The organism is Burkholderia sp. Ax-1719 (assembly GCF_011753055.1).
Classification (GTDB): domain Bacteria; phylum Pseudomonadota; class Gammaproteobacteria; order Burkholderiales; family Burkholderiaceae; genus Paraburkholderia.
Map to the genome: position 1 here is coordinate 56,471 of NZ_VWWJ01000001.1, position 21,343 is coordinate 77,813.

The following is a 21,343-nucleotide window of genomic DNA, read 5'->3' on the forward strand; positions in this document are numbered from 1 at the left end:
GTCCTTTATTTCGAAGAGTCCGGCGTGGTCGTCCACGGCGGATAGATACGCACCGGCAGCACGGGCACCAGCAAGAGCAACGCGACAGCGACACAGCCCAGCACGCAATAGAGATCGGCCGATGTCAGCACGACGGCCTGTTCGTGAATGCGATGCGCGAGTTCATGCGGATTCACGGCCGCGTCCCCGCCCTCACTGGCAATCCATGCGCGGTTGCCCAGTTGATCCACCAGCGTGCTCGAATGAAAATGCTCGCGCACCGTGCCAAGACCTTCGATCAGGCCCGTCGCGATGGCGGCGGAGAACGTCTTGAGCGTGTTGAACATCGCCGAGGCAAACGGTCCTTCGGTAGGCGGCAAACCCGTGGTCACGCCCATCAGGATCGACATGATGACCATCGGCTGCGCCGCGATCTGCAGCGACTGCATCAGATAGAAGTTGCTGCGGATCCAGTCGGATGTCATGAAGCTGCCCATTGCGCAGGTCGCGATCATCAGCGAAAGACCGGTTGCCATGACCCAGCGCGAATCCACGCGGCGCAGGTTCAACAATGCGCCTGTCAAAGGCAACGCAATCAGCAACGGTACAGCCAGCAGCAAGGCAAGCGGCGCGCTCTGCAGGGGCCGGTAACCCTGCACCTTCGCCAGATACTGACCCGGGATCGCCGCCATGCCCACCAGCAGAATCACGGTGCCCAGCAACGTGGTGAGGCCGTGCGTGAAATTGCGGCGCTTGAGCAATTGCAGCTTGAAAAAAGGCACCGGCCGATACCACTCATTGACGAGAAAGAGCGCAAGCAACACCGCGCCGCCGCCGAACAGCACGCGGATCAACACAGAGTTGAACCAGTCGAGCCGGTCGCCTTGCAAAAGTCCGGTCACGATCATCGCAATCGCCGGGAATCCCGTGGCGAGGCCGGTCCAGTTGAATTCGCGCAGGCGTTCGAGCTTCATGGCGTCGGCGGGCAGGCCTTGCTGGATAGCCGCACAGCACAGCAGGCCCAGCGGCACGATCTGCCAGAACGCCATGCGCCAGCTCACGTATTCGGTCCACAGCGCGGCCAGCGGCGTGCCCAGCGCCGGGCCGAACGTCGCGGTCAGCGCATAGCCCGCCAGCCCGTACAGCTTGATGCGCGGCGGCAGATAGCGCAGCGCGACGATAATCAGCATCGGCGGCAGGCAGCCGCCGGCAATGCCCTGCAGCACGCGCAATAGGTACAGCGCAGGCAGATCGGGCGCGAACGGGCACAGCACGCCCAGAAACAGGGTGGCCAGCACGGCCGCGATGGTGAAGCGCTTGAGCGTGAAGGTCACGCCCAGCCACGGCGCGAACACCATGATGGCCACGTTGCCTGCTTCGAACAAGGCGGTGAGCCATGTGCCGTCATCGTGGCCGATCGAGAACGCGCCCTGGATATCGGCCATCGCGGCGGCGGTGACCTGTTCGTTGAGGATCGCCAGCAGCGAGGCCAGCAACATGCCGACCAGACCCACGGCCAGTCGCGCGGTAAAGGGGGTTGGCGTCGCGGCCGGTTGCGCCGCGCGGGCGGGCGACTGCGCGGCCGATATCGGCGTTGCCGGGGTATGGACGGTGCTCATGGCGATCAGCGCTGCGCGTCTTCGAAATACTGGGGCGCCTCGCGGCGATCGAACATGCCGTATTCGCGGATGATGCGGATGTGCCGCAGACGCGCGTCCTGGGCAAGCGAGGTTTGACGCTCGAACGCTTCAGCAGCCTCCATATCGCGCCAGGTCGCCACCACGATCACATCGCCGGGGCTCATCAACGCGTCGAATGCGTCCCATGCCACGAGGCCGTCGGCATCCAGCGACAAGCCGAGCGACTCGCGCACAGCGTCAGCACCGGCCTGCTTCACCCAGGCGGCGTCGCGCGTCGCGTCGAGCAGGGTCACCGCTTTGCCCGCGCCCACTTCGGTCACGTCGAGCCGCTGCTCGGTGAGTGCTTCACCTTGCGGCAGGCGCGTATCCGCAACCGTCTGGCCGATGCGCAGCCGGTAATCGGCAAACACGCGATCGCGCGCGGCCTGCTGGATCTTGTGATGTTTCGTGGTGGTGCGCCAGCGGATCAAGGACTTCTCGTCGCGCCAGCTCGACAGCGAAAGCAGCCAGCCATCGCGCGTCAAACTGGCGTAGCGGTTGTTGTCGATGAAACCCTCGATCTTTTCGAGCTCGGGCCGCAACATTTTGGCCATGCCGAGATACGCATCGAATTGTTCGGGAACCGGATTCACTTCAAGCATTGCGGAAAACATAGGAACCTCGCTTGTGGGATGGGTCACTGCGTTATCGAAGCAGTGAATCCATTGTCGAAGACCAGGCGTCTTTATTGAAGCTGAACCACGATGGCTTTTGGGCCATCGTGCGCGCGAATCCGGCCAGGGCATTTCGCTCAATTTCATCAACGCGAAAACCCCTTAAAAACAGGCTTCATCCGACGATTCAGCGCGACGGGTACAGGCCATTGAAGCTCGCTTTCGGGTCAATCGACATAGCGCCATATCGCAGACGGCGGCACGCTGCCTACAATCGGCTCATCAAATCTTTTTAAATGTCGGATGCCTGTTTCGCCAAGGCAGACAAGCGGTTCTGGAGAGCCAGCATGGATAAGTTGCGTGAGATGGAAGTGTTTGTTGCCATCGTCGATCAAGGCAGTTTTACCGCTGCCTCGGAGAAACTGAATATGTCTGCAGCAGCGGTTTCGCGCGCGGTTCATTCGCTCGAAGCGCGTCTTGGCGCGCATCTTCTGGCGCGCACGACACGATCGGTGCGCGCCACCGATGCGGGCATGGCGTATCTGGAGACCTGCCGCCAGGTGATCGATGCGATTACAGACGTGGAATCCAATCTCGCCGCCGATCCCGAGAATCCCGTCGGCACGCTGACCATTTCCGCACCCGTTTTATTCGGGCAACGATTTATTGCGCCGCTCGTCAATGCGTATGCGTTGCGTTATCCGGAAGTCAACGTCAATGCCGTGTATCTCGATCGTCCGACGAAGCTGCTGGAAGAAGGCGTAGATGTGGCGATCCGCATCGGCCATTTAGGCGATTCGTCGGCATTCGCGGTGAAACTGGGCGCAGTGCGGCGGCAAACCTTCGCCGCGCCTGCCTATCTCGCCAAGCGCGGCGAACCCGCGCATCCGCGCGATCTGCTCCTGCACGATTGCGTGTCGTTCACCGGCGTGTCCCAGCCGCATGAATGGCTGTTCTACGAAAACGCGGCGCGATTGCCCGTGCGCATCCAGCCACGCATGGTGGTCAACCTCGCGCCCGCTGCCGTTTCTGCCGCCATGCATGGCGTGGGCATCACGCAACTGCTTTCGTATCAGGCCGCGCCTGAAGTCTCTGCTGGCGATCTGGTGCCCATCCTGCGCGACTATGAACCGGACTCGACGCCGGTTAGCCTGCTGCATATGGAGCGGCGCGGCAGGAGCGGAAAGATTCGCTCGTTCGTGGAATTCGTGACCGAGACGCTGCGGAAGAACACTTACCTTCAAGGCGCACCGACGTTAATGTCGATGCACTCGTCGGCGCGCTAATGGGCACCAGCGGCTATGCGCAATTCGCGGTACGCCGCCGCCAATGCTTCGAGGCTGAAACTGCGATTGAGTCCGCTTGGATTCGGCAAGACCCACGCGCGCGAACCGGCAAAATCCGCGCTTTGCAGGCCCCATGCAATATCGCGCTGACCGGTCATTTCAGCGATCGCCATTTTGCCGAGGAAGGCCACGTAGCGCGGCGCATAACGGCGAATCTTCAGCGCGAATTCCTGCGCCGAAGCCTGAATCTCCGCCTTGGATAATTCACTCGCGCGCGACGTTGGCCGCGCAACGGCTGTCGTCAATCCATAGCCATATTGCGGCAAGCGATAGCCATCTTCAGGGCGAAATTCTTCTTGCGTAAAGCCCGCCAGATGAAGCACGCGCCAGAAGCGATTGCCTCGGCCGGCAAAGTGTTGCCCGCTGGCCGCCGCACGCATGCCGGGATTGATACCGCAAAACAGCACCGATAAACCGGGTTCGACAATATCAGGCAGCGAGGGCTGAAAATTCGGTGTTTGCATGGGGCTCGTCGAAACGCAAGTCTGCGCGAAAACGCTGGCGATATTGCTGCGGCGTCACGTTGAGCCGCCGCGCAAACGTCGTGCGCATATGACTGGCGCTGTGAAAACCGCATTCGTACGCCACGGTTTTGAGCGGCGCATCCGATTCTGCAAGCAGCTTTCTCGCCGAATCGACACGCACTTGTTCGACGTAGACTGCGGGCGTCATCTTCGCATGCTTCGCAAAGACGCGCGAAAGCGTGCGTCGGCTCACTGCCGCTGCATTGGCCAGTTCGTCGATCGACAGCGCTTCGGTCATGTGCTCGCTCACGTAGCGATGCACTCGCGCGAGTATCGGGTCTTCGTCCTTGCCTGCATTCATATAAGGGCTGTACTGCGATTGCCCACCCTCGCGCTGGATATAAACAACGAGCCGCTTGGCGACGCGCACCGCCAGTTCGTGCCCCCAGTCTTCCGCGACCAGTGCGAGACAGAGATCGATGCCCGCCGTGACGCCCGCTGACGTAAACAGCCGCCCATCGCGCACGAAAATGCGGTCAGGCTGCACATTGGCCTGCGGGAATTCGTCGGACAAACGTTCCGCGTCGGCCCAATGGGTCGTCACCTCGCGGCCGTCGAGCAGCCCGGCACGCGCCAGCACGAAGGCGCCGTTGCACACCGAACCGTAGCGGCTCGCGCCGCGCGCCTGGCGTTGCAGCCAGGTCAGAAACGGCAAGGACGGGTGAGCATCGGGCAAGCGGGGGCCACCCGCCACCAGCAACATGTCCCATTGCACGTCGCATTCGGCGAAGCCGCAAGACACGGCGAGCTGCATGCCATTCGAGCAGGTGACCGCGCCCGCCTCGTAACCGACCAGCGAAACTTCGTAGCGCTGATGATCGGCGAGAAAGGTATTCGCCTCGGCGAACACATCGAGCGGGCCGGCAACGTCAAGCGCCTGCACACCGTCGAACACCACAATGGCGACTTTCATGCTGGAACCTTGGTCGGTTGAGAGGGATTGAGCGGAATCGATGGGGAAATACGGCGGTCATTGCGATGACCGTGACGCAGAGTAACGCAAGGCCGGAATCGCTTGCAGTCTGGCCCTGTAAAAAGACTTTTGCGCCTGTGTAATGAAATGGCAGCCATGCCGCGTGGCCCAAAAAGCGCGCTATCTGGCCGTTGAACGCACCATCGCCGCCCGCACGCGACGGGGCCGCCCACTAGACTGTCTTCGTGTTTCAAACGTCTCCTGCGCGTTACCAGCGCCAGGCGACGTCCACTCCATCACAACCCATTGGGCGCATGCAGCAAGGCCAACAGCCGCGCTTTCCAATGCGCCCGCGAGGATATGGCACATGCAGGTCGCAATGATGCTTTACGCCGGCTTTCAATTGCTGGAAGTCAGCGACGCAATGGACGTGTTTCAAGAGGCCAACCGTCTGCGCGGACAGACGTTCTACGAGCCGCGCCTGCTCGGGCCATCGTGTGGGAGCGTGTTCGCCTCCAGCGGCGCGGCGCTCGCCACGGCTGACTGCTATGCGCGCGCCACAGGCGCATTCGACATCGTCATGGTGCCGGGGTCCCCACTCGCCGATACCACGCCCGATCATCGGCAAGTGGTTGAATGGCTGCGCCATGCGGGCGCCACCACGCCGCGCATCGCCAGCCTCTCCAGCGGCGCCCTGCTGGTCGCACGCGCGGGCCTTGCCGACAAGCATTGGATAACCACGCAAAGGCGTTACGTAAGGCGCCTCGCCGACGAATATCCCTCCACCCATGTATTCGCAAGCGAAGCCTGTGTGAAGGACGGCAATCTCTATTCGTCGGGCAGCGCGCGCGCCGGCTTGCATCTCGCGCTGGCGCTCGTCAGGGAAGACCTGGGCGCGCGGACCGCCGATCAGATCGGCGTTTCGTTAGGTTTGCCTGTACAGGCGGCGGATACGTCCGCCGCGCGTTCGAACCCACTGGACAAGGCTGCACGATGGACGCCGACCTGATCCACAAGGCGCTCGCCAATCCGCTGCGCCGCGAGATCCTCGCATGGTTGAAAACGCCGCGCGAGGCCTTTGCGGCGAGCTATATCGACCTGGGCCACGGCGTGCCCGTCGGCGCGATCCAGCAACGCAGCGGTCTTGCACAATCGACCGTTTCAGCACATCTTGCCGCGCTGGTCGACTCCGGATTGCTGCTCTGCACACGCGTGGGTCAATGGACCTTCCTCGCGCGCAACGAAGCGCTCATACGCGCTTTCGCCGCGCAGCTCCACCAGCAACTTTAGGTCTCGAACCCAGCACCTTGCCGAGCGGCTGGAACTGGAAGGCAGATACTGAATGCCAGTCGTTTTTATTCAGAATAATGTCTTTAAATCGCAATTTAAAGACCACCTTATCTAAACCTTAAGCATTGCCATAGTTACAAAAAATATACTTCTAAAGCACAATTAAAGCGCCGCCGATAAAGCAAATGCCGTATTCCGGCGTTTCATTTAATCGGGAGAAATTCGATGGCAATTCAAGCGGTTTCCGGCCAGGCACTGGCGACGAATGTCGCAACGGCCACCACCACCAACAACGGACAATCGGCGCAAACCAGCGCCACGGCCCAATCGTCCAGCGCAACGCAAACGCAAAGCTCAACGACACCTGCACAAAGCACGTCGTCGTCGGCTTCTTATTCGGTCAAGATCAGCAATGCCGCGCGCGCGGCATTGGCCGAGGCGACCGAGACTTCGGTTCAGACAGCGCAGGAAGCCAATCGCGGCGATCTGCAGGCGCAGCGCCTGCAGGCCAGGGAACAGGCCAACAAGATCGGTTAAGTTTTGAAGCGGCTCCCGCTTGCATGTATTGAAGCGGGAGCGCTGCTGAAGTGCGCGGAGAAAGAATCAGCGCGTACGTCGTGCCGCGCGTTGCGGAATCAGTACGAGGCAAGCGACGATAAACGCCAGCAGAATGCCCGAAGCATACAGGCGGCTCACCGCCAGGCCGCCCTGCGCTACCGGCTTGTCGAGCAGATCGCCCAGGGTCGCGCCCAGCGGCCGCGTGAGCACGAAGGCGGCCCAGAACAGCAGCGTGCGCGATACGCGCGTGCCCAGCCACAGCAGGCCAACAATCACGATACCCACACCGAAGATTGCTGCGCCCACCTCGAACCCGAGCCCAAGGCCGCCGCGATCGTCGTCGGCGACCCAATCGCCCAGCGCGGTGCCCAGCGTCTGCGAAAACAGAATGGTGATCCAGTAGAACCATTCGACGCGCGGCGTGACGACGCTTTCCACCGCCACCGTGCCTTCCGAGCGATACCAGATGCCCAGACTCGCTGCCAGCAGCGCGACGATGACGGTGACGCCGCCGGGATAGCCCACGCCCAGCGAGCGATCGCAGAAGTCCGCCAGGGTGGTGCCGAGTGTCGTGGTCGCGATGATGGTCGCCCAGTAGAGCCAGGCGTTGAAGCGCTCCGCGCGAACCTGCGCGAAAACCAGCGCAATGAATGCAACGAGAAAGATCAGTGTGCCGACGAGATAACCCAGATTCAGCGACATGGTGACCCAGTCGCCGCCGGTTTCTCCCAGCGTGGTCGCCGCGATCTTGATGATCCAGAAACCGAGCGTGAGCGCGGGCACCTTGCTCAGCGCCTGCTCGGGAGTGAGCGTGACATTGGCGGTCGAATTCATGGGCGCGGTCTCCATCTTGCCGATGGTGGGAATGGAAACTATCGACTGTATTCAACAGCGCCTTAACCTGGCCTTAAGCCGGATTTAAGGTGAACGGCCCGTGCACCCATTACAACGGATTTATTACTCCAGATCGCCAAACAGATCCGGCACCGAATGCGAACCGAGCGGATCGGGAACCGTCCCCGCCCTCACTTGTGCGAGCACATCAGCGGGCAACCATTGCTCTTCCAGCGCGCCCAGGCCGCCTTCGATCAACTGCTGCAGAAAATACGACGGCTTGCGGCCGGTCGTGTCAGCCAGCAAGCGCAATCTGCGCTCGATGGCCGGATCGACGCGCACCGCGACGACTTTCAACTTCTCCGCACTTTTTTTCCTGCCCAACGTGTACTCCGTGCTCTCGCCTGCGTGGATTGCGCGCGTTGCAATCGCCCATGAAAAAACCCGCGAAAGCATGACGCATTCGCGGGTTTCTTGTAATCCGGACAAGGCCATTCAAGACCTTGCTGGATGAATTCTGGTGCCGACGGCGAGACTCGAACTCGCACAGCTTTCGCCACTACCCCCTCAAGATAGCGTGTCTACCAATTTCACCACGTCGGCATTTCCTGCAAGCGGATCGCTCCGTTTGCTTATTCCCTGCTAGCGCTTCGAACAAGTCGTTGCTGTGCAAGGGATCGGCATTGTATCGAGTCCTTCTGGATTTTTGAAGGCCCGCACGAAAAAAATCTGAAAATTTTTTTCAGCCGTGTGAAAGTGCCTGAAAAAGCGGCTCAATCCTCAAGCGTCTGGAGAAATTCCGCCACCATCGCCGCGACCTGCGCTTCCTGCTCGCGATGCGGAACATGGCGCACACCCTCCATGACGGCCGCACGCCCGGGGCCGCTCACACACGATGCGATGCGCTCGGGATGCACGCGCGTGCCGTATTCGTCGAGGCTGCCGTGAATTGCCAGCGTTGGGCACGTTACGCGAGGCAACACCGCATCGAGCGACCAGTCGGCGAATTCAGGCGAGAGCCACGTTTCGATCCACGCATCCAGCACCCATTGCGTCTTGTCGCCGTGATAGCGCGCGAGACGCGCGAATTGCGCGGCATCGCGAAACTGGGTTTGCGCAGCGCGAATGCCGGCGAGCGTCCGGTCTTCCACGAAAGTCTGCGCAGCCTCGGTCACGAGTGCCGCGCATTGCCCGGCATGCTGCGCCGCGCATTCGACTGCCATTCCGCCGCCCACGCTATGGCCGAAGGCGATAAAGCGTTCGATGTCCAGTTGCTCGCATAGTGCCGGGAAAAAGCGCGCGGCTTCGTCGCGCACGAACTGCGCGCCGAGCCGGTCTACACGCGCATCCGAAGCGCCAAAACCCGCGCGATCGTAAGCGATCACACGCCGGTTCGTTGCGCGCGCAAGGGTTTGCGGAAATGCGCCCCAGAGCGTGACGCAGCCCAGCGAGTCGTGCAGCAACACGATGGGGGCGCGCCCCGCGTGATCGCCGTATGTCCAGCTACACGCGAACAGCTTGCCCGTGGGGCCGGCAATCCAGTGGTCCTGCGTCAGCGCCTGTGTCTCGTTCATTGTTATGCGATGTACGTGGTCGATTGAAGTCGGCCGACGATATCAACAGAAAACGTCAGCCGAACAGATGCCTCAGTATGCCTGTTGCGGCCACGCCGATCAGCACCGTCGGCAGCAACGAAAGCCGCGTCGCGGCAAACAGCGTGATGGCGAGCGCCGCGAGATCGGCGAGATCGCGCGAGACGAACGCCGGCGCGATCACCGAAATCAGCACGCAGCCCGGCACGTTCTCCATCACCGCGCGCATGCGCGGGCTGAGCGTGCGATCACGCAGCGCGACGTAACCGATGATGCGCGTGAGGTAGGTCGTCACCGCCATCAGGAAAATGGTCGCCAGGGTGGCGATCGTGTTGCCTTCAAGCATGGCCCGGCTCCCGCAGCACGGCCGTCAGGAGGCCAGCGCACGCGCCTGCTGCCACATACCACGCGCCCGGCACGTAAAGGTAGGTCACAGCTGCCACCACGAGACTCACGATCCACGGCAGGCTTGCACGCACGCCCTTCCACATGCCCTTGAGCAGCACCAGAAAAACAGCGGTGAAAGCCATGTCGAACCCATAGCGCTGCACGTCGCCGAGTACCGGCCCGAGCACCGCGCCCAGCGCCGTGAACGACACCCACGTAAGCCACAGATTGATCGCGACGCCCATGTAATAGGCCATGCTGACGCGCCCGGTGCCATTGACCTTCGCGTCGGCCATCGCCATCGCCCAGCTTTCGTCGCACATCAGGAACAGCGCGGGCAGCGCACGGCGCAGCGGCACATGGCGGATATATTGCGCAAACGCCGCGCTCATCAGGATATGGCGCGCGTTGACAAGAAACGACATCGCGACAATCAGCGCGATATGCGGCGGCGAGGTCCACAGGCGCACCGCGGTGAATTCGGAACCCCCTGCGAAATTCACGCCGGTCATCAGCGGAACTTCGATATTGCTCAGGCCCTTTTGCGCGGCCTGGGCGCCCAGCACCAGCGCAAACGGGATGAAACCCAGCATGATGGGCAGCGCGGCGCGCATACCGCGCGCGACTTCGGAGGTATCGATGGAACGCCGCGCGGAGGCGGCAGAGGTAGGCACACTGCTCATGATAATTACAATTCCTGCAAAGGCGATATTTTCTGCTGAACGCGTTCGAATCGGGTTGCGTTGTGGCCATGCAGGCGCGAGAATTTGGCATTCAATGCCACGATTGAGCAAAATATCGATATGGAAAGCCATCTGAAGCTCGACGCCATCGACCGCCGCATCCTCAACGCCCTGCAGCGCGACGGCCGTTTGCAGAACGTCGATCTCGCCCAGCAGGTGGGGCTGTCGCCGTCACCATGTCTGCGGCGCGTGCGTTTGCTCGAAGACGCGGGCGTGATCGAAAAGTACGTGGCCGTGCTCGATCCGGCCAAAGTCGGCAAGGCGCTGACGGTCTTCGCGCGCGTGTGGCTCAAGGGGCAGGATGCGCATACGGTAGACAGTTTCGCCGAGGCCGTGCGCCAGTTTCCCGACGTGGTCGAGTGTCATCTGATGGCGGGCGACTGCGACTTTCTACTGCGCATTGTGGCGGCGGATCTCGATGAATATCGGCGTTTCCTGATGGAATATCTGACGCGTATTCCCGGCGTGCAAAGCGTCAAGACCGATATTCCCATGCAGAAAATCAAGCTCACATCCGAAATTCCCATGTGAGGTAATGCACAGACATATTCGACAATATGCAGGGTGATTTGTGTTTGACAATGCCTGACAGTCCCGCGCGCGTGCCTCGCTGATAATGCCAAAAACAACCGGTGGCTCACTTCATAAGCCTGCTTATTGAATTTCGAATCAGGCGCAGGAGCGGGCCGACCGGTCATGACAGGCATTACAGCCACACGCAGAGACCTCATGCCCAACAAGATCGCCTTCACGAAGCGCGTGATTTACGCTGCGCGCGCCCGTCCTCATCCGCCGCCGCTGAAATGGCGCACACATCGCACGTCGATACTGCCCACGCGTTTGCGCAGCGAGCGGCAAAGTCTGATCAGCCGCATTCGCGAACTGGAAGCGGAAAATGCGGCGCTTGCCGAACTCTCGGTAACCGACGCGCTCACCGGCGTGTATAACCGGCGTTATCTGGAAGTGGTGCTGGCGCATGACGCGCGATTGCGCGAGCGTACGCATACGGCGGCGCTCTGCGTTTTCGATATCGACCATTTCAAGCTCATCAACGACACGCATGGCCACAACGCGGGCGACCGCGTGCTGCGCGCCGTCGCGCGCGCGGTGACCGGCGGCTTGCGCAGCAGCGACGATTATCTGTTCAGGCTGGGCGGCGATGAATTCTGCGTGCTGCTGTTTGCCGCGTCGGCGGGCGAAACGCTGCGCGCGGTGCAGTGCCTGCAACAGGCGGTGAGAACGCTGGAGCCGCCACAACGCGAACTACAAGGCCACACGCTGACGATCAGCATGGGCGTCGCGTTGCGTGCGCGCAGGCAAGGTCATGCGCCAGAGCACGAGCCGCCGGCCACACCGTGGGACATGTATCAGCGCGCCGATCAGATGCTCTATGCGGCGAAGCGCGCCGGGCGCGACCGGATCGAGTTCACGACCGTTTGAGGCTGCATTTCACGCGCTGTCGAGTTGCTTGCGCATCGCAGCCGTGATGCGTTGCCGCGCCTGGGCATAGCCCTCCCACGGATCGGCATGCAGCTTTTCCAGCCGTTCGTGCAGGTTCGCCACGGTCCAGTGCGCGCCGCCACTGACCGAGTCCAGTTCATCCCAGCGAATCGGCGTTGAAACGCCCAGTCCCGGACGCGCACGTGGCGCGTAAGCGGCAATCGAAGTCGCGCCACGGCCATTACGCAGATAGTCCACGAAAATGCGGCCCGTGCGATTCTTCGGGCCCATCTTCGCACTAAAGCGATCGGGCAAGGTGGCGGCCATATGCACGGCCACCGCGCGCGCAAAATCCTTCGCGTCATCCCATTGCGCGTGACGCACGAGCGGCACCACCACATGCAGGCCCTTGCCGCCGCTCGTCTTGCACCATGAGCGCAGGCCTAGCGCGTCGAGCAGATCGCGCGTCAATTGCGCCGCCTCGATCATGCGATCCCACTCCAACGCCGGATCGGGGTCGAGATCGAAGATCAGGCGGTCGGGCTTTTCGATGCCCGTGACAAGCCCATTCCACGTATGAAATTCGATGGCATCCATCTGCGCCGCGCCAACGATCGCGTCCGCGCTTTCGAACGTCATCAGCGCCGCGTGGCCAGGATCGAGTCCTTCGTGCTGGGCCACATGGGGAATCTGCAGCTTGCTCGCGTGCTTCTGGAAGAACAGTTCACCTTCCACGCCCGATGGCGCACGCACCAGCGCGGCAGGCCGCTTTTGCAGATGCGGCAGCAGCCAGGGCGCGACGGCCTCGAAGTAATGAACGAGATCGATCTTGCGCAGTCCGCTGGCGTTATCGATTACGCGATCCGGATGCGTGATGCGGATGCCAGCCACTTCGGTTTCTCCCTTCACGGCGCGCAGCGACGTCTTTGTGTGCGCTTTGCCTTGAACCTGCGAAGCTTGAGGTTCGCGCACAATCGATTTTGGCGGCTTGTCTTTCCGCAGCCCAACGAAGGACGCCTGGCGCACCACGCCAGCGCTGGTCCATGTCTTGAAGCGCACTTCGGCCACCAGTTCGGGACGCAGCCAATGCACGCCCGCGCGACGCTCGGTGGCGGGCACGGCTGCGAACGGCGAAGTCTTGCGCTCGCGTTCGCGCATGGCGCTGGCCATCGACTTGAGGCGCGCCGTGTCGAAGCCGGTGCCCACGCGCCCCCCATAGTGCAGCGCGCCCTCGCCGTCATAGACGCCCAGCAGCAGCGCGCCGAAACCCACGCGGCTGCCCGCAGGCTCCGTATAGCCCCCGATCACAAACTCCTGACGACGTGAGCAACGGAGCTTGAGCCACGATGCGCTGCGCGTCGACGTATAGGCACTGCCCTCGCGCTTGGCGACCAGCCCTTCGAGGTTCGCTTCGCAGGCGGCTTGAAGAAGCGCGTCGGGGTCGCCTTCGAAGGCCTCCGAGAAACGCAGTGTCGCTTGCTTCGCGCCTTGCAACAGCGCCTGGAGTTGCGCCCGGCGTGCTTCCAGCGGCACCTTGCGCAGATCGAATCCGCTCAGCCAGGGGAGGTCGAAGAACCAGATGCAGATGTCATCCGCACTGCCCTCCTCGAAGGCATTTTGCAGCGCCTGGAAATCGGGTACGCCGTCCTTGTCGAGCACGACGGCCTCTCCATCCAGCCACGCCGATTTCACATCGAGTGCAAGCAACGCCTGCGCCTGCTGCGGAAATTTCGCGGTCCAGTCCTTGCCACTGCGCGTGAAAATGCGTACATCATGGCCGTCGATACGGGCCAGCACACGGTAGCCGTCGAATTTCAGTTCGTAGAGCCAACCATCATTACCAGGCGGCGCGTCGGCGGGTGTGGCGAGTTGCGGTGCGAGCGTGTCGGGCAGCGATGCTTTCACTGCGCCCTTTAGCGCCGCCGGATCAACGTGGGAAGTCGTGCTCCTGGTGCGCTTGCCCGCGCCCGCGACTTTCTTTGCCGCCTTGGGTTCTCTGGCTTTGTTTGCGGGCGTATGCGAGGACTTAGCCGCATGCCTGCCGCCCGTACTATCGTCGATCACGTGATATTCGTCCTCGCCTACCGCGTCTTCATCGCGCTGCTTGATGAGCAGCCAGTTGTCGTGCTTGCCACCGCCCATCGCGCTACGCACCAGCGCCCAGCCGCCATGCAGTTTTTCGCCGTCGAGCCTGAAAGCGAGCTTGCCGTTTTTATAGCCGTCACGTGCGGCACGCATTCCGCCTTCGGGCTTCCACGTGCCGTGATCCCAGATTTCGACCGTCCCCGCGCCATAGCTGCCGGCGGGAATGCGGCCTTCAAATTTGCCGTATTCAACAGGGTGATCTTCCACATGCACAGCGAGGCGCTTGACGGCAGGATCGAGGCTCGGCCCCTTGGGTACGGCCCAGGATTTGAGCGAGCCATCCAGTTCGAGCCGGAAGTCGTAGTGCAGACGGCGCGCGTCGTGACGCTGGATCACGAAAGAGCCGGTGCTCGCGCTGCCGCGCTTACCGGGCTTACTGGGCTTGCCGCGCCGAGCCGCGCGGCCCGATGGTTCGGGCGTTTCATCGAATCGCCGCTTTGATTCGTAATCCTTTAGATTATGTCGAGCCGGCATGACGATTCCCCTGGCGCAGTCCTACTCAGGCTGCGCGTTTTCCGCGCCGGTTCGCGGGCTTGCGTGGCGGCGATGTATCGTCGGCGTTGTCATCGGCCTCTTTGTCGTGACGCGCCGTGCCCTTGCGCTTGCCCAGACTACGCTTGAGCAGTTCGGTCAGATCCACGATATCCGCGCCGCGCGCTTTCTGCGCGGGCGCCTGCACGCGCGTCACTTCATGCGCCTTGCCCTCGTTCACCTTGCGCTCGGCCAGTTCCAGAATCGCGTCGCGGAAGGTATCGCGGTACGCATCGGGCTGCCACTCGGTTGTCAGGTCGTCGATCAGCTTGCGCGCCATCTGCAATTCCCGGCTGCTGACGCCTTCGCTTTTGGCGCTTTTCGGCAAGGCCTGCACGTCCTCGAATTCGCGCACTTCGGTGGACCAGCGCAAGGTTTGCAGCGCCAGTGCGGGACCGGCTGCAATCACTGCCGCGAGATGTTGCTTGCTGTGCAGCACGACATTCGCAATGCCAATCTTCCCGCTCGCCGCCAGCGCGTCGCGCAACAACGCGTAAGTCTTGCCCGCACGGCGATCAGGCGTGAGCCAGTAGGGTGTATCCAGATACACGAACGACAGCTGCGCGGCGTCGATGAAGGCGAGGATGTCCACCGTCTGCGTGGCCTCTGCGCTGGCCGCGCGGATTTCCTCGTCGGAGATCACCACGTAAGCGCCCTTCTCGTATTCGTAGCCGCGCACGATGTCGTCGCGCTCGACCGGCTTGCCCGTGCGCTTGTTGATCTGACGATAGCCGATTGGGTCGAAGGTACGGCGCTCCAGCAAATTGAAGCCCGTGTGTTCGCTCTGCGTAGCGGGAACGAGTTCGACCGGCACGTAGACCAGCCCGAAGCTGATAGCGCCCTTCCAGATCGCACGCGGCATGATCGCTCTCCTTCTCGCAGAGGGTAGACCGGCTTGAGGACACAATTGATAGCAAGCGCGATGCCCGGCTATTCAAGCCGCATGCCCGATCAGTCGAAACGCCTTCGCCCGTTCGTTTGCAAACCCTGTACGCGCACAAATCGTCGTTTGGCCGCTTTGGCTATAGTACGGGGCGCCGATTTTCGCGCCTTGAAAAGGGCGCCGCAAAACATGCATTCTGGGCACGGCGCGGCCGTGTCCACTCTCGTACACCAGCACAAGAAAAACGCGGAGAACCACGTTGCTGCAACGACACTTCATCGCCAGGCTATTGACGGGCCTGCTCCCGCTACTGAGCGCCACTGCCGCCCACGCAAGCGGCGACGACGGCTGCTTCACTACCTCCACGCTGCGGCATCCCAGCTATACATGTGGCGGTCTGCCGTTCCTGAGCCCAGGCAACGACACGCGCATCAACGCGATGCTGCTGATGACCGACGGCAAACGCCTTTCGCAGACCTTCCCGGACCCGCAGAAAATCCCCGTTGCGGATCGTCCGAATCAGCTCGTGGTGCCGTTTCTCTACGATTACTCGGGCTGGATCGACATCGGCCAGAAGCCGGCCAGCGCGGACGACAATGCCGACGCCAACGGTCAATCGACGTCTTACGCCGATGGCGAAGGCAGCATCTGCCGCAGCATCGCAGCGGGCGACCAGGCGTTCAACGCTGCGCTGGGCGCCGCCAAGGGCCTGCCCGCCGACGAGGCCGCACGCCTGCGCACTGCGCGCGCCGACATGGCGAAGGCTTGCCCCGCAAGCGGTGATAACAGTGCCAGCAACGGCGGCAACGCGAACTCAAGCCCGGCCGCAAACAACAATGCACCTGTCTGGCGTAAGCCAACAGGTCTGAAGAGCCCCGTCGGCCAGCAGTTCGCGACCTATCTGGAAGGCGCCAACGCTTTTTATCGCTACGACTTCTTCGCCGCCACCCGGTCCTTCGCCAGCGCCTCGCACAGCACCGATCCGTGGCTGCGCGAAGCCTCGCTGTACATGGCGGGGCGCGCGCAGCTCAACGCCGCTCAGGCCGAGGCCTTCGCCTCGGAAGGCGACGGCAATACGCTCGATCGCGACAAGGTCAGGCAGGTCTCGCTGGACGCTGCGCAAACGGTCTTTCGCGCCTATTTGAAGGTCTATCCGCAAGGACGCTATGCGGCTTCGGCGCAGGGCTTGCAGCGTCGCGTGGCATGGCTGGGCGGCGACACGCTGCAACAGGCGGATGCCTACGACCGCGCATTCGCGCGCTGGACGCAAGACAGCTCCAACGTGCCGCTCGGCCAGCTCGCCAACGAACTCGACAGCAAGTTGCTGATGAGCGGCACGGACGTCGCAACGATCCAGTCACCCACCGTGCTCGCACTCGTCGATCTGATGCGCATGCGCAAGGACGACAATCCCGATGCGTCGCAGAACAAGACCATCAAGCTCGACGAATTGCAGGCGCAGAAACCCGTCTTCGCCAAGGCTCCGGCCTTGCACGACTATCTGCTTGCCTCGTATCACGTCTATGTCGATCACAAACCGGATCAGGCGCTCGCGCTCCTGCCCGCAGCGCCCACCCATGCCGACGCTACGCTCAATTACTTCGGCTTGAGCCAGCAGGCCTTGCGCGCCTTCGCGCTCGAAGACAACGGCCAGGCCGACCAGGCGCGGCAACTGTGGAGCGATCTGGTGCCGCTCGCCAGACTGCGTCTGCAACGCGAAGCGCTCGAACTGGGGCTGGCGATGAATCTGGAGCAGGCGGGCCTGATCGACCGCGCCTTCGCCGACGATTCGCCGATCCAGAATGCGGCGATCCGCGCAACGCTGCTGGAGCGCTCGGCCAACGCGAACCTGCTGCGCGCGCAGGCGCAGAACAAGATGGTGAGTGGCACGCTGCGCGACATCGCGCTTTACACGCTGCTCTACAAGGAATTCACGCGCAGCCACTACGCTGATTTCCTTGCCGATCTCGCACTCGTGCCCGCCACACCCGCCACCACGCTCAAACCGTTCATATTGCCCGGCGCAAGAAATGGCGATGGATACACCTGCCCCACGACGCGCGACATCGCGGCGATGCTGCAGATGAATCCCAACGATGCCAAAGGCCTGAACTGTCTTGCCGATTTCGTGCGCAACCATCCGCCCGCCTACGCACTGGGCGAGGATCCGGCGCTGCTCGATCCGGCCTTCCCGCGCACGGACGGCGCGAGCGCGGAACCGCCCACGCTCGGCAGCCTGCCTTCGCAATTTCAGGGCGCGCCGTATCAGCGTATCGCGAGCTATCAAAACGTCATTGCCAATGCGCAGGCCAACGCCGATGACCGCGCCTATGCGCTTTATCGCGCGATCAACTGTTTCGCGCCCTCGGGCTACAGCGATTGCGGCGGCAACAAGCTCCCGCCCGCCACGCGCAAGCACTGGTTCACCACGCTCAAGACTGCTTACCCGCGCAGTCAGTGGGCGCAGGCGCAGAAGTATTACTGGTGATTGCGGCGGTGAAGCACGGGCTCTGCATGGTGCTGCTGGCCTGCGTGCATCTGGCATCGGCCGGAACGGTCGATGCCACGCACTATGATTCGTTCTGGCTGTGGGCGGGAGTCAAGCAACAGGCGGTATTGCACGACGCCCAGACGATCTACCTGCTGCAAGGCCAGATCGAAGCCGCGCCCGGCGACGAATCGCAGGTGCGCTTCATCGCCCAGGGCGTGGCGCTGCCGGACGCGCCCAAGGCGCGCCTCTGGCTTGCGTATCGCGCACAGACGCTGCGCTGGACGCCCCGCATCTCGCAGATCATGCTGGCGCAACTGGCGCGCTGGCGTGCTTCGGGCCGCAAGATCGAGGGCATCCAGATCGACTTCGACGCGCGCACGCTGCATCTTCAGGATTACCTGGATTTCCTGCGCACGCTGCGCGCCGCGCTGCCCGCCGACTGCCGGCTGAGCATCACCGGTCTGCTCGACTGGAGCAGCCGTATCGACGCTGGCCAGGTCAACCAGCTCAAGCAGATCGTCGATGAAGTGGTCGTGCAGACCTATCAGGGCCGCCACACGATCGCGCACTACGACGCCTGGCTGCCGCGCGTCGCCCGCCTGCAACTGCCGTTTCGTATCGGCATTATTCAGGGCGGCGCGTGGGATGCGCCGCCTTATCTCGAGGCGAATCCGTGGTTTCGCGGCTATGTCGTGTTTTTGCGCAATCCTTGAAACCCGGCATTAATTCGTTGGCGGCCGTTTCGGCTGGAACGGCACGAATTGATATTGCGGACCCTGCGCCCGCGCGCCGCAAAGATGGGCTTGCAGCGGCGCCGTCAATGCACCGTGACCGATGGCGATGCGCAAAGCCGAGGTGTCGATGCATTGCGTGTCGTCGAATACCTCGCCGGTCACCCAGCGCAGGCTCGCTCTCACGCTGGCGTGCGGGCGGATCACCACGGGCAGCAAAACCGGGCCGGGATGCATGCCCGGCGTGGCCTGCAACGAGGCTTGCAGCGTCTGCTCGTTCGCATCGAGAAACGCGATGTCGGGACGCGCGGGAATCTGGCAACGGGCGCGGCCGCGGTTGTGCAGCTCCACGTAAGTCCCGCCGTGCGACATGCCCGTGAAATCCCCGCCGCCATCGTCGAGGCTCAAAGCGAGCTGCTTTGGCTCGCAAGGCGCGGCCTGAGCGCGGGCGCTTACGGCGTGAATCGAAAGCGCCGCGCAGAGCAGCGCGCCCATCGTCATCGTGATTTTCTTCAGCATCGTTCTCCCTTCACTGCGGCTTTTGAACATCGCATATTGCCCCAATTCGCACCTGCCCAGCGCAAGGGCTGGTACATATCGCGCCCGCCGCCATCGCCCCCGCCAGCGTATACCCCCTATACGCAATCTCCCATGAAGTTCGCGCCCGCAGCGACCGATAACGTCTAAACGGGTCCCCGTTTCATAGCCGCTCATTTCGCTGACGAAAAACTTTCATGTCCATCTGGCGCAAACTTTCCATCCAGAACAAGCTGGTTCTGAGCATGACCACCTGCCTGCTGATCTTCATCGGCATTTCGAGCGGGTTGAGCATCTGGTTGATCGGCGATACGGTGCGCGAGCGCGTCGTGCAGGACGAGTTGCCCACCGCCGTCAATGGCATCCGCGCCGACGTGCAGCGGCAACTCGCAGGCCCGATCACCGCCGCACGCGCCATCGCGCTTAATCCCTTCCTCCAGCAATGGGAAGCCGATGGCGAGCCCGACGCCGGCGCGGTCAACTGGACGCGCCTCGCCGCCAATATCAAGGCCGAGGAAAAAGCCGCCAGCGTGCAATGGGTCTCGACCAGAACGGGCAACTACTACACGGAAGCGGGACTGCAACGCAAGATCGGCGATCAGGATGGCTGGCTCAAGGCTTTCCTCGCTACCGGCAAGCCCTACGAAGTGAACATGGACCGCGACGTCGCCGTGGGCGGCTACATGATGTTCATCAACGCGCGCGTACAGGGGGCGAATCAGGCGGAGGCCACCAGCGTCGCGGGCATGGCGCTGTCGGTCGATGCGCTCGCGGCCGGCATCTCCAGCTACAAGATCGGCCAGACCGGCTTCGCCTATCTCGTCCATCCCGACGGCGCGATCATGATGCATCGCGATACGGCGCTGGTGGACGGCAAGCACTTCCTCAAGGACGTGCCGGGTATGCCCGCCGATACCGCTGCCGCGCTGCTGGGCGGCAAAACCTATGCGTCGATGACCTACCCGGCGCCTGCCGGCACGCGCTATATCGCGACGTCGTTCATTCCCGAACTCGACGCTTACGTGGTGGTCGAGGTGCCGCAGGCGGAACTGCTCGGTCCCTTCGAGCGCACGATCCGCACCGCCACGCTGATCGCCGCCGTGGTGGGGCTGGCCGCCGCGCTCGGCGTGATTCTGCTGGTGGGCCGCGCGATTGCCGCGCCGGTGCGCCGCGCCGCGGTGCTGCTGGCCGAAATCGCCGACGGTCAGGGCGATCTCACGCGCCAGATGACGGTCGAGACCGGCGACGAAGTCGGGCAACTGGCCGATGCCTTCAACCGCTTCGTGGCGTCGATGGGTACGCTGGTGCGGCGCGTGCGCGCGTCGTCCACGTCGATCGCCATCGGCTCCACGCAGATCGCCATGGGCAACGCCGATCTGAGCCAGCGCACCGAGGAGCAGGCCAGCAATCTCGAACGCACGGCTGCGTCGATGGAGGAAATCACGGCGGCCGTAAAGAACAACACCGACACCGCGCGCACCGCCGCGCAGATGGCCAGCACCGCGTCCACGGCCGCCTCGCAGGGCGGCGAGGTGATGGGTCAGGTGGTCAGCACGATGCAGCAGATCAGCGAGGCTTCGCGCAAGATTTCGGAGATCATCGTCGTGATCGACAGTATTGCGTTCCAGACCAATATCCTCGCGCTCAACGCCGCCGTGGAAGCGGCGCGCGCGGGCGAACAGGGGCGCGGTTTCGCAGTGGTGGCGTCGGAGGTGCGCAATCTTGCGCAGCGCAGCGCGCAGGCCGCCAAGGAGATCAAGGCGCTGATCGAGCACAGCGCGGGCACCGTCGACGCCGGTTCACGCCTGGTCGCCGACGCGGGCCGCGTGATGGGCGACGTGGTCGCGCAGGTGCAAGGCGTGAGCACGATGATGAGCGAGATCACCTCGGCGAGCGTGGAGCAAAGTGCGGGGATCGGCCAGATCGGCGATGCGGTGCAACAACTCGACGAAGTGACGCAGCAGAACGCAGCGCTGGTCGAGGAAAGCGCGGCGGCCGCGGAAAGTCTCAAGCAGCAGGCCGCCGAACTCGATCGCCTGGTGGCGGTGTTCAAGGTGGGCGAGGAACTCGTGGCGTAACACACGGCGAAGCACAAAGCGAAGAACGCTGTGAAGCACGCGCGAGGC

Annotated in this window: 21 protein-coding genes and 1 tRNA gene; 9 read left to right on the forward strand and 13 right to left on the reverse strand. The window is 62.8% G+C overall.

The window, feature by feature from the left end; translation table 11 throughout:
- Nucleotides 1-5 precede the first annotated feature (5 nt).
- Together F3J17_RS00245 and F3J17_RS00250 are read right to left on the reverse strand one after the other, a co-directional pair.
- Entirely contained in the window at nucleotides 6-1,478 is a 1,473-nt protein-coding gene (locus tag F3J17_RS00245; RefSeq protein WP_240160766.1) for an MFS transporter, read from the reverse strand.
- A gap of 125 nt (nucleotides 1,479-1,603) precedes the next feature.
- Nucleotides 1,604-2,272 carry an antibiotic biosynthesis monooxygenase gene (locus F3J17_RS00250; protein WP_167052659.1) on the reverse strand — a complete coding sequence of 223 codons (669 nt, stop codon included), beginning with the start codon at nucleotides 2,270-2,272 and terminating at the stop codon, nucleotides 1,604-1,606.
- Nucleotides 2,273-2,619: 347 nt separating this feature from the next.
- On the opposite strand from F3J17_RS00250, the gene F3J17_RS00255 reads away from it, so the two are divergent.
- Complete coding sequence (locus F3J17_RS00255) at nucleotides 2,620-3,558, forward strand: LysR family transcriptional regulator (RefSeq protein WP_167052661.1); 939 nt, start codon at nucleotides 2,620-2,622, stop codon at nucleotides 3,556-3,558.
- On the opposite strand, the gene mug is transcribed toward F3J17_RS00255, so the two are convergent.
- Nucleotides 3,555-4,082 (reverse strand): G/U mismatch-specific DNA glycosylase, encoded by a 528-nt coding sequence (gene mug / locus F3J17_RS00260; protein WP_167052663.1) that lies wholly within the window; start codon nucleotides 4,080-4,082, stop codon nucleotides 3,555-3,557. The two genes, F3J17_RS00255 and mug, sit on opposite strands and share 4 nt — an antisense overlap.
- Complete coding sequence (locus tag F3J17_RS00265; RefSeq protein WP_167052665.1) at nucleotides 4,048-5,055, reverse strand: GlxA family transcriptional regulator; 1,008 nt, start codon at nucleotides 5,053-5,055, stop codon at nucleotides 4,048-4,050. Before F3J17_RS00265 ends, mug begins: the two co-directional genes overlap by 35 nt.
- Before the next feature lie 367 nt (nucleotides 5,056-5,422).
- On the opposite strand from F3J17_RS00265, the gene F3J17_RS00270 reads away from it, so the two are divergent.
- From F3J17_RS00270 to F3J17_RS00280, 3 genes are all read left to right on the forward strand, one after another.
- Complete coding sequence (locus F3J17_RS00270) at nucleotides 5,423-6,064, forward strand: DJ-1/PfpI family protein (protein ID WP_167052667.1); 642 nt, start codon at nucleotides 5,423-5,425, stop codon at nucleotides 6,062-6,064.
- On the forward strand, nucleotides 6,049-6,345 hold the full coding sequence (locus tag F3J17_RS00275) for a helix-turn-helix transcriptional regulator (RefSeq protein ID WP_167052669.1): 297 nt from the start codon (nucleotides 6,049-6,051) through the stop codon (nucleotides 6,343-6,345). The genes F3J17_RS00270 and F3J17_RS00275 overlap by 16 nt, the downstream gene beginning before the upstream one ends.
- 225 nt (nucleotides 6,346-6,570) lie before the next feature.
- Nucleotides 6,571-6,882 (forward strand): hypothetical protein, encoded by a 312-nt coding sequence (locus F3J17_RS00280; protein ID WP_167052671.1) that lies wholly within the window; start codon nucleotides 6,571-6,573, stop codon nucleotides 6,880-6,882.
- 66 nt (nucleotides 6,883-6,948) lie between these two features.
- Here the strand turns inward: F3J17_RS00280 and F3J17_RS00285 are convergent, their stop codons facing one another.
- The 6 genes from F3J17_RS00285 to F3J17_RS00310 all read right to left on the reverse strand — a co-directional run bounded on the left by F3J17_RS00285 (nucleotide 6,949) and on the right by F3J17_RS00310 (nucleotide 10,399).
- A complete protein-coding gene (locus F3J17_RS00285; RefSeq protein ID WP_167052673.1) occupies nucleotides 6,949-7,737 on the reverse strand; it encodes a hypothetical protein in 789 nt (262 codons plus the stop codon).
- Nucleotides 7,738-7,860: 123 nt separating this feature from the next.
- Nucleotides 7,861-8,121 (reverse strand): hypothetical protein, encoded by a 261-nt coding sequence (locus F3J17_RS00290; RefSeq protein WP_167052675.1) that lies wholly within the window; start codon nucleotides 8,119-8,121, stop codon nucleotides 7,861-7,863.
- A 134-nt stretch (nucleotides 8,122-8,255) separates the two neighbouring features.
- Nucleotides 8,256-8,340 (reverse strand) — tRNA-Leu (locus F3J17_RS00295).
- Nucleotides 8,341-8,510: 170 nt separating this feature from the next.
- The gene (locus F3J17_RS00300) at nucleotides 8,511-9,311 is read right to left on the reverse strand and encodes an alpha/beta hydrolase (RefSeq protein WP_167052677.1); all 801 of its coding nucleotides are present in this window, start codon (nucleotides 9,309-9,311) and stop codon (nucleotides 8,511-8,513) included.
- A gap of 55 nt (nucleotides 9,312-9,366) precedes the next feature.
- Nucleotides 9,367-9,675: an AzlD family protein gene (locus F3J17_RS00305; RefSeq protein ID WP_167052679.1), complete on the reverse strand. Its 309-nt coding sequence runs from the start codon at nucleotides 9,673-9,675 to the stop codon at nucleotides 9,367-9,369.
- Nucleotides 9,668-10,399, reverse strand: coding sequence for an AzlC family ABC transporter permease (locus F3J17_RS00310; protein WP_167052681.1), 732 nt, complete (start codon nucleotides 10,397-10,399; stop codon nucleotides 9,668-9,670). Before F3J17_RS00310 ends, F3J17_RS00305 begins: the two co-directional genes overlap by 8 nt.
- A 132-nt stretch (nucleotides 10,400-10,531) precedes the next feature.
- Here F3J17_RS00310 and F3J17_RS00315 point away from each other — a divergent pair, with 132 nt between their 5' ends.
- Complete coding sequence (locus F3J17_RS00315; protein ID WP_167054348.1) at nucleotides 10,532-10,990, forward strand: Lrp/AsnC family transcriptional regulator; 459 nt, start codon at nucleotides 10,532-10,534, stop codon at nucleotides 10,988-10,990.
- A 198-nt stretch (nucleotides 10,991-11,188) separates the two neighbouring features.
- Nucleotides 11,189-11,899, forward strand: coding sequence for a GGDEF domain-containing protein (locus tag F3J17_RS00320; RefSeq protein ID WP_167052683.1), 711 nt, complete (start codon nucleotides 11,189-11,191; stop codon nucleotides 11,897-11,899).
- A gap of 9 nt (nucleotides 11,900-11,908) precedes the next feature.
- On the opposite strand, the gene ligD is transcribed toward F3J17_RS00320, so the two are convergent.
- Together ligD and F3J17_RS00330 are read right to left on the reverse strand one after the other, a co-directional pair.
- Complete coding sequence (gene ligD, locus F3J17_RS00325) at nucleotides 11,909-14,518, reverse strand: DNA ligase D (RefSeq protein WP_167052702.1); 2,610 nt, start codon at nucleotides 14,516-14,518, stop codon at nucleotides 11,909-11,911.
- A gap of 25 nt (nucleotides 14,519-14,543) precedes the next feature.
- On the reverse strand, nucleotides 14,544-15,437 hold the full coding sequence (locus tag F3J17_RS00330) for a Ku protein (RefSeq protein WP_167052704.1): 894 nt from the start codon (nucleotides 15,435-15,437) through the stop codon (nucleotides 14,544-14,546).
- 283 nt (nucleotides 15,438-15,720) lie between these two features.
- On the opposite strand from F3J17_RS00330, the gene F3J17_RS00335 reads away from it, so the two are divergent.
- Both F3J17_RS00335 and F3J17_RS00340 read left to right on the forward strand, forming a co-directional pair.
- The gene (locus tag F3J17_RS00335) at nucleotides 15,721-17,946 is read left to right on the forward strand and encodes a hypothetical protein (protein WP_240160767.1); all 2,226 of its coding nucleotides are present in this window, start codon (nucleotides 15,721-15,723) and stop codon (nucleotides 17,944-17,946) included.
- A gap of 26 nt (nucleotides 17,947-17,972) precedes the next feature.
- Nucleotides 17,973-18,662 carry a DUF3142 domain-containing protein gene (locus F3J17_RS00340; protein ID WP_167054350.1) on the forward strand — a complete coding sequence of 230 codons (690 nt, stop codon included), beginning with the start codon at nucleotides 17,973-17,975 and terminating at the stop codon, nucleotides 18,660-18,662.
- Between the two features lie 9 nt (nucleotides 18,663-18,671).
- Here F3J17_RS00340 and F3J17_RS00345 read toward each other — a convergent pair whose 3' ends face one another.
- Nucleotides 18,672-19,199: a DUF4232 domain-containing protein gene (locus F3J17_RS00345; RefSeq protein WP_167052708.1), complete on the reverse strand. Its 528-nt coding sequence runs from the start codon at nucleotides 19,197-19,199 to the stop codon at nucleotides 18,672-18,674.
- A 215-nt stretch (nucleotides 19,200-19,414) separates the two neighbouring features.
- Here F3J17_RS00345 and F3J17_RS00350 point away from each other — a divergent pair, with 215 nt between their 5' ends.
- On the forward strand, nucleotides 19,415-21,295 hold the full coding sequence (locus F3J17_RS00350; protein ID WP_167052710.1) for a methyl-accepting chemotaxis protein: 1,881 nt from the start codon (nucleotides 19,415-19,417) through the stop codon (nucleotides 21,293-21,295).
- The last annotated feature ends 48 nt before the right edge of the window (nucleotides 21,296-21,343 follow it).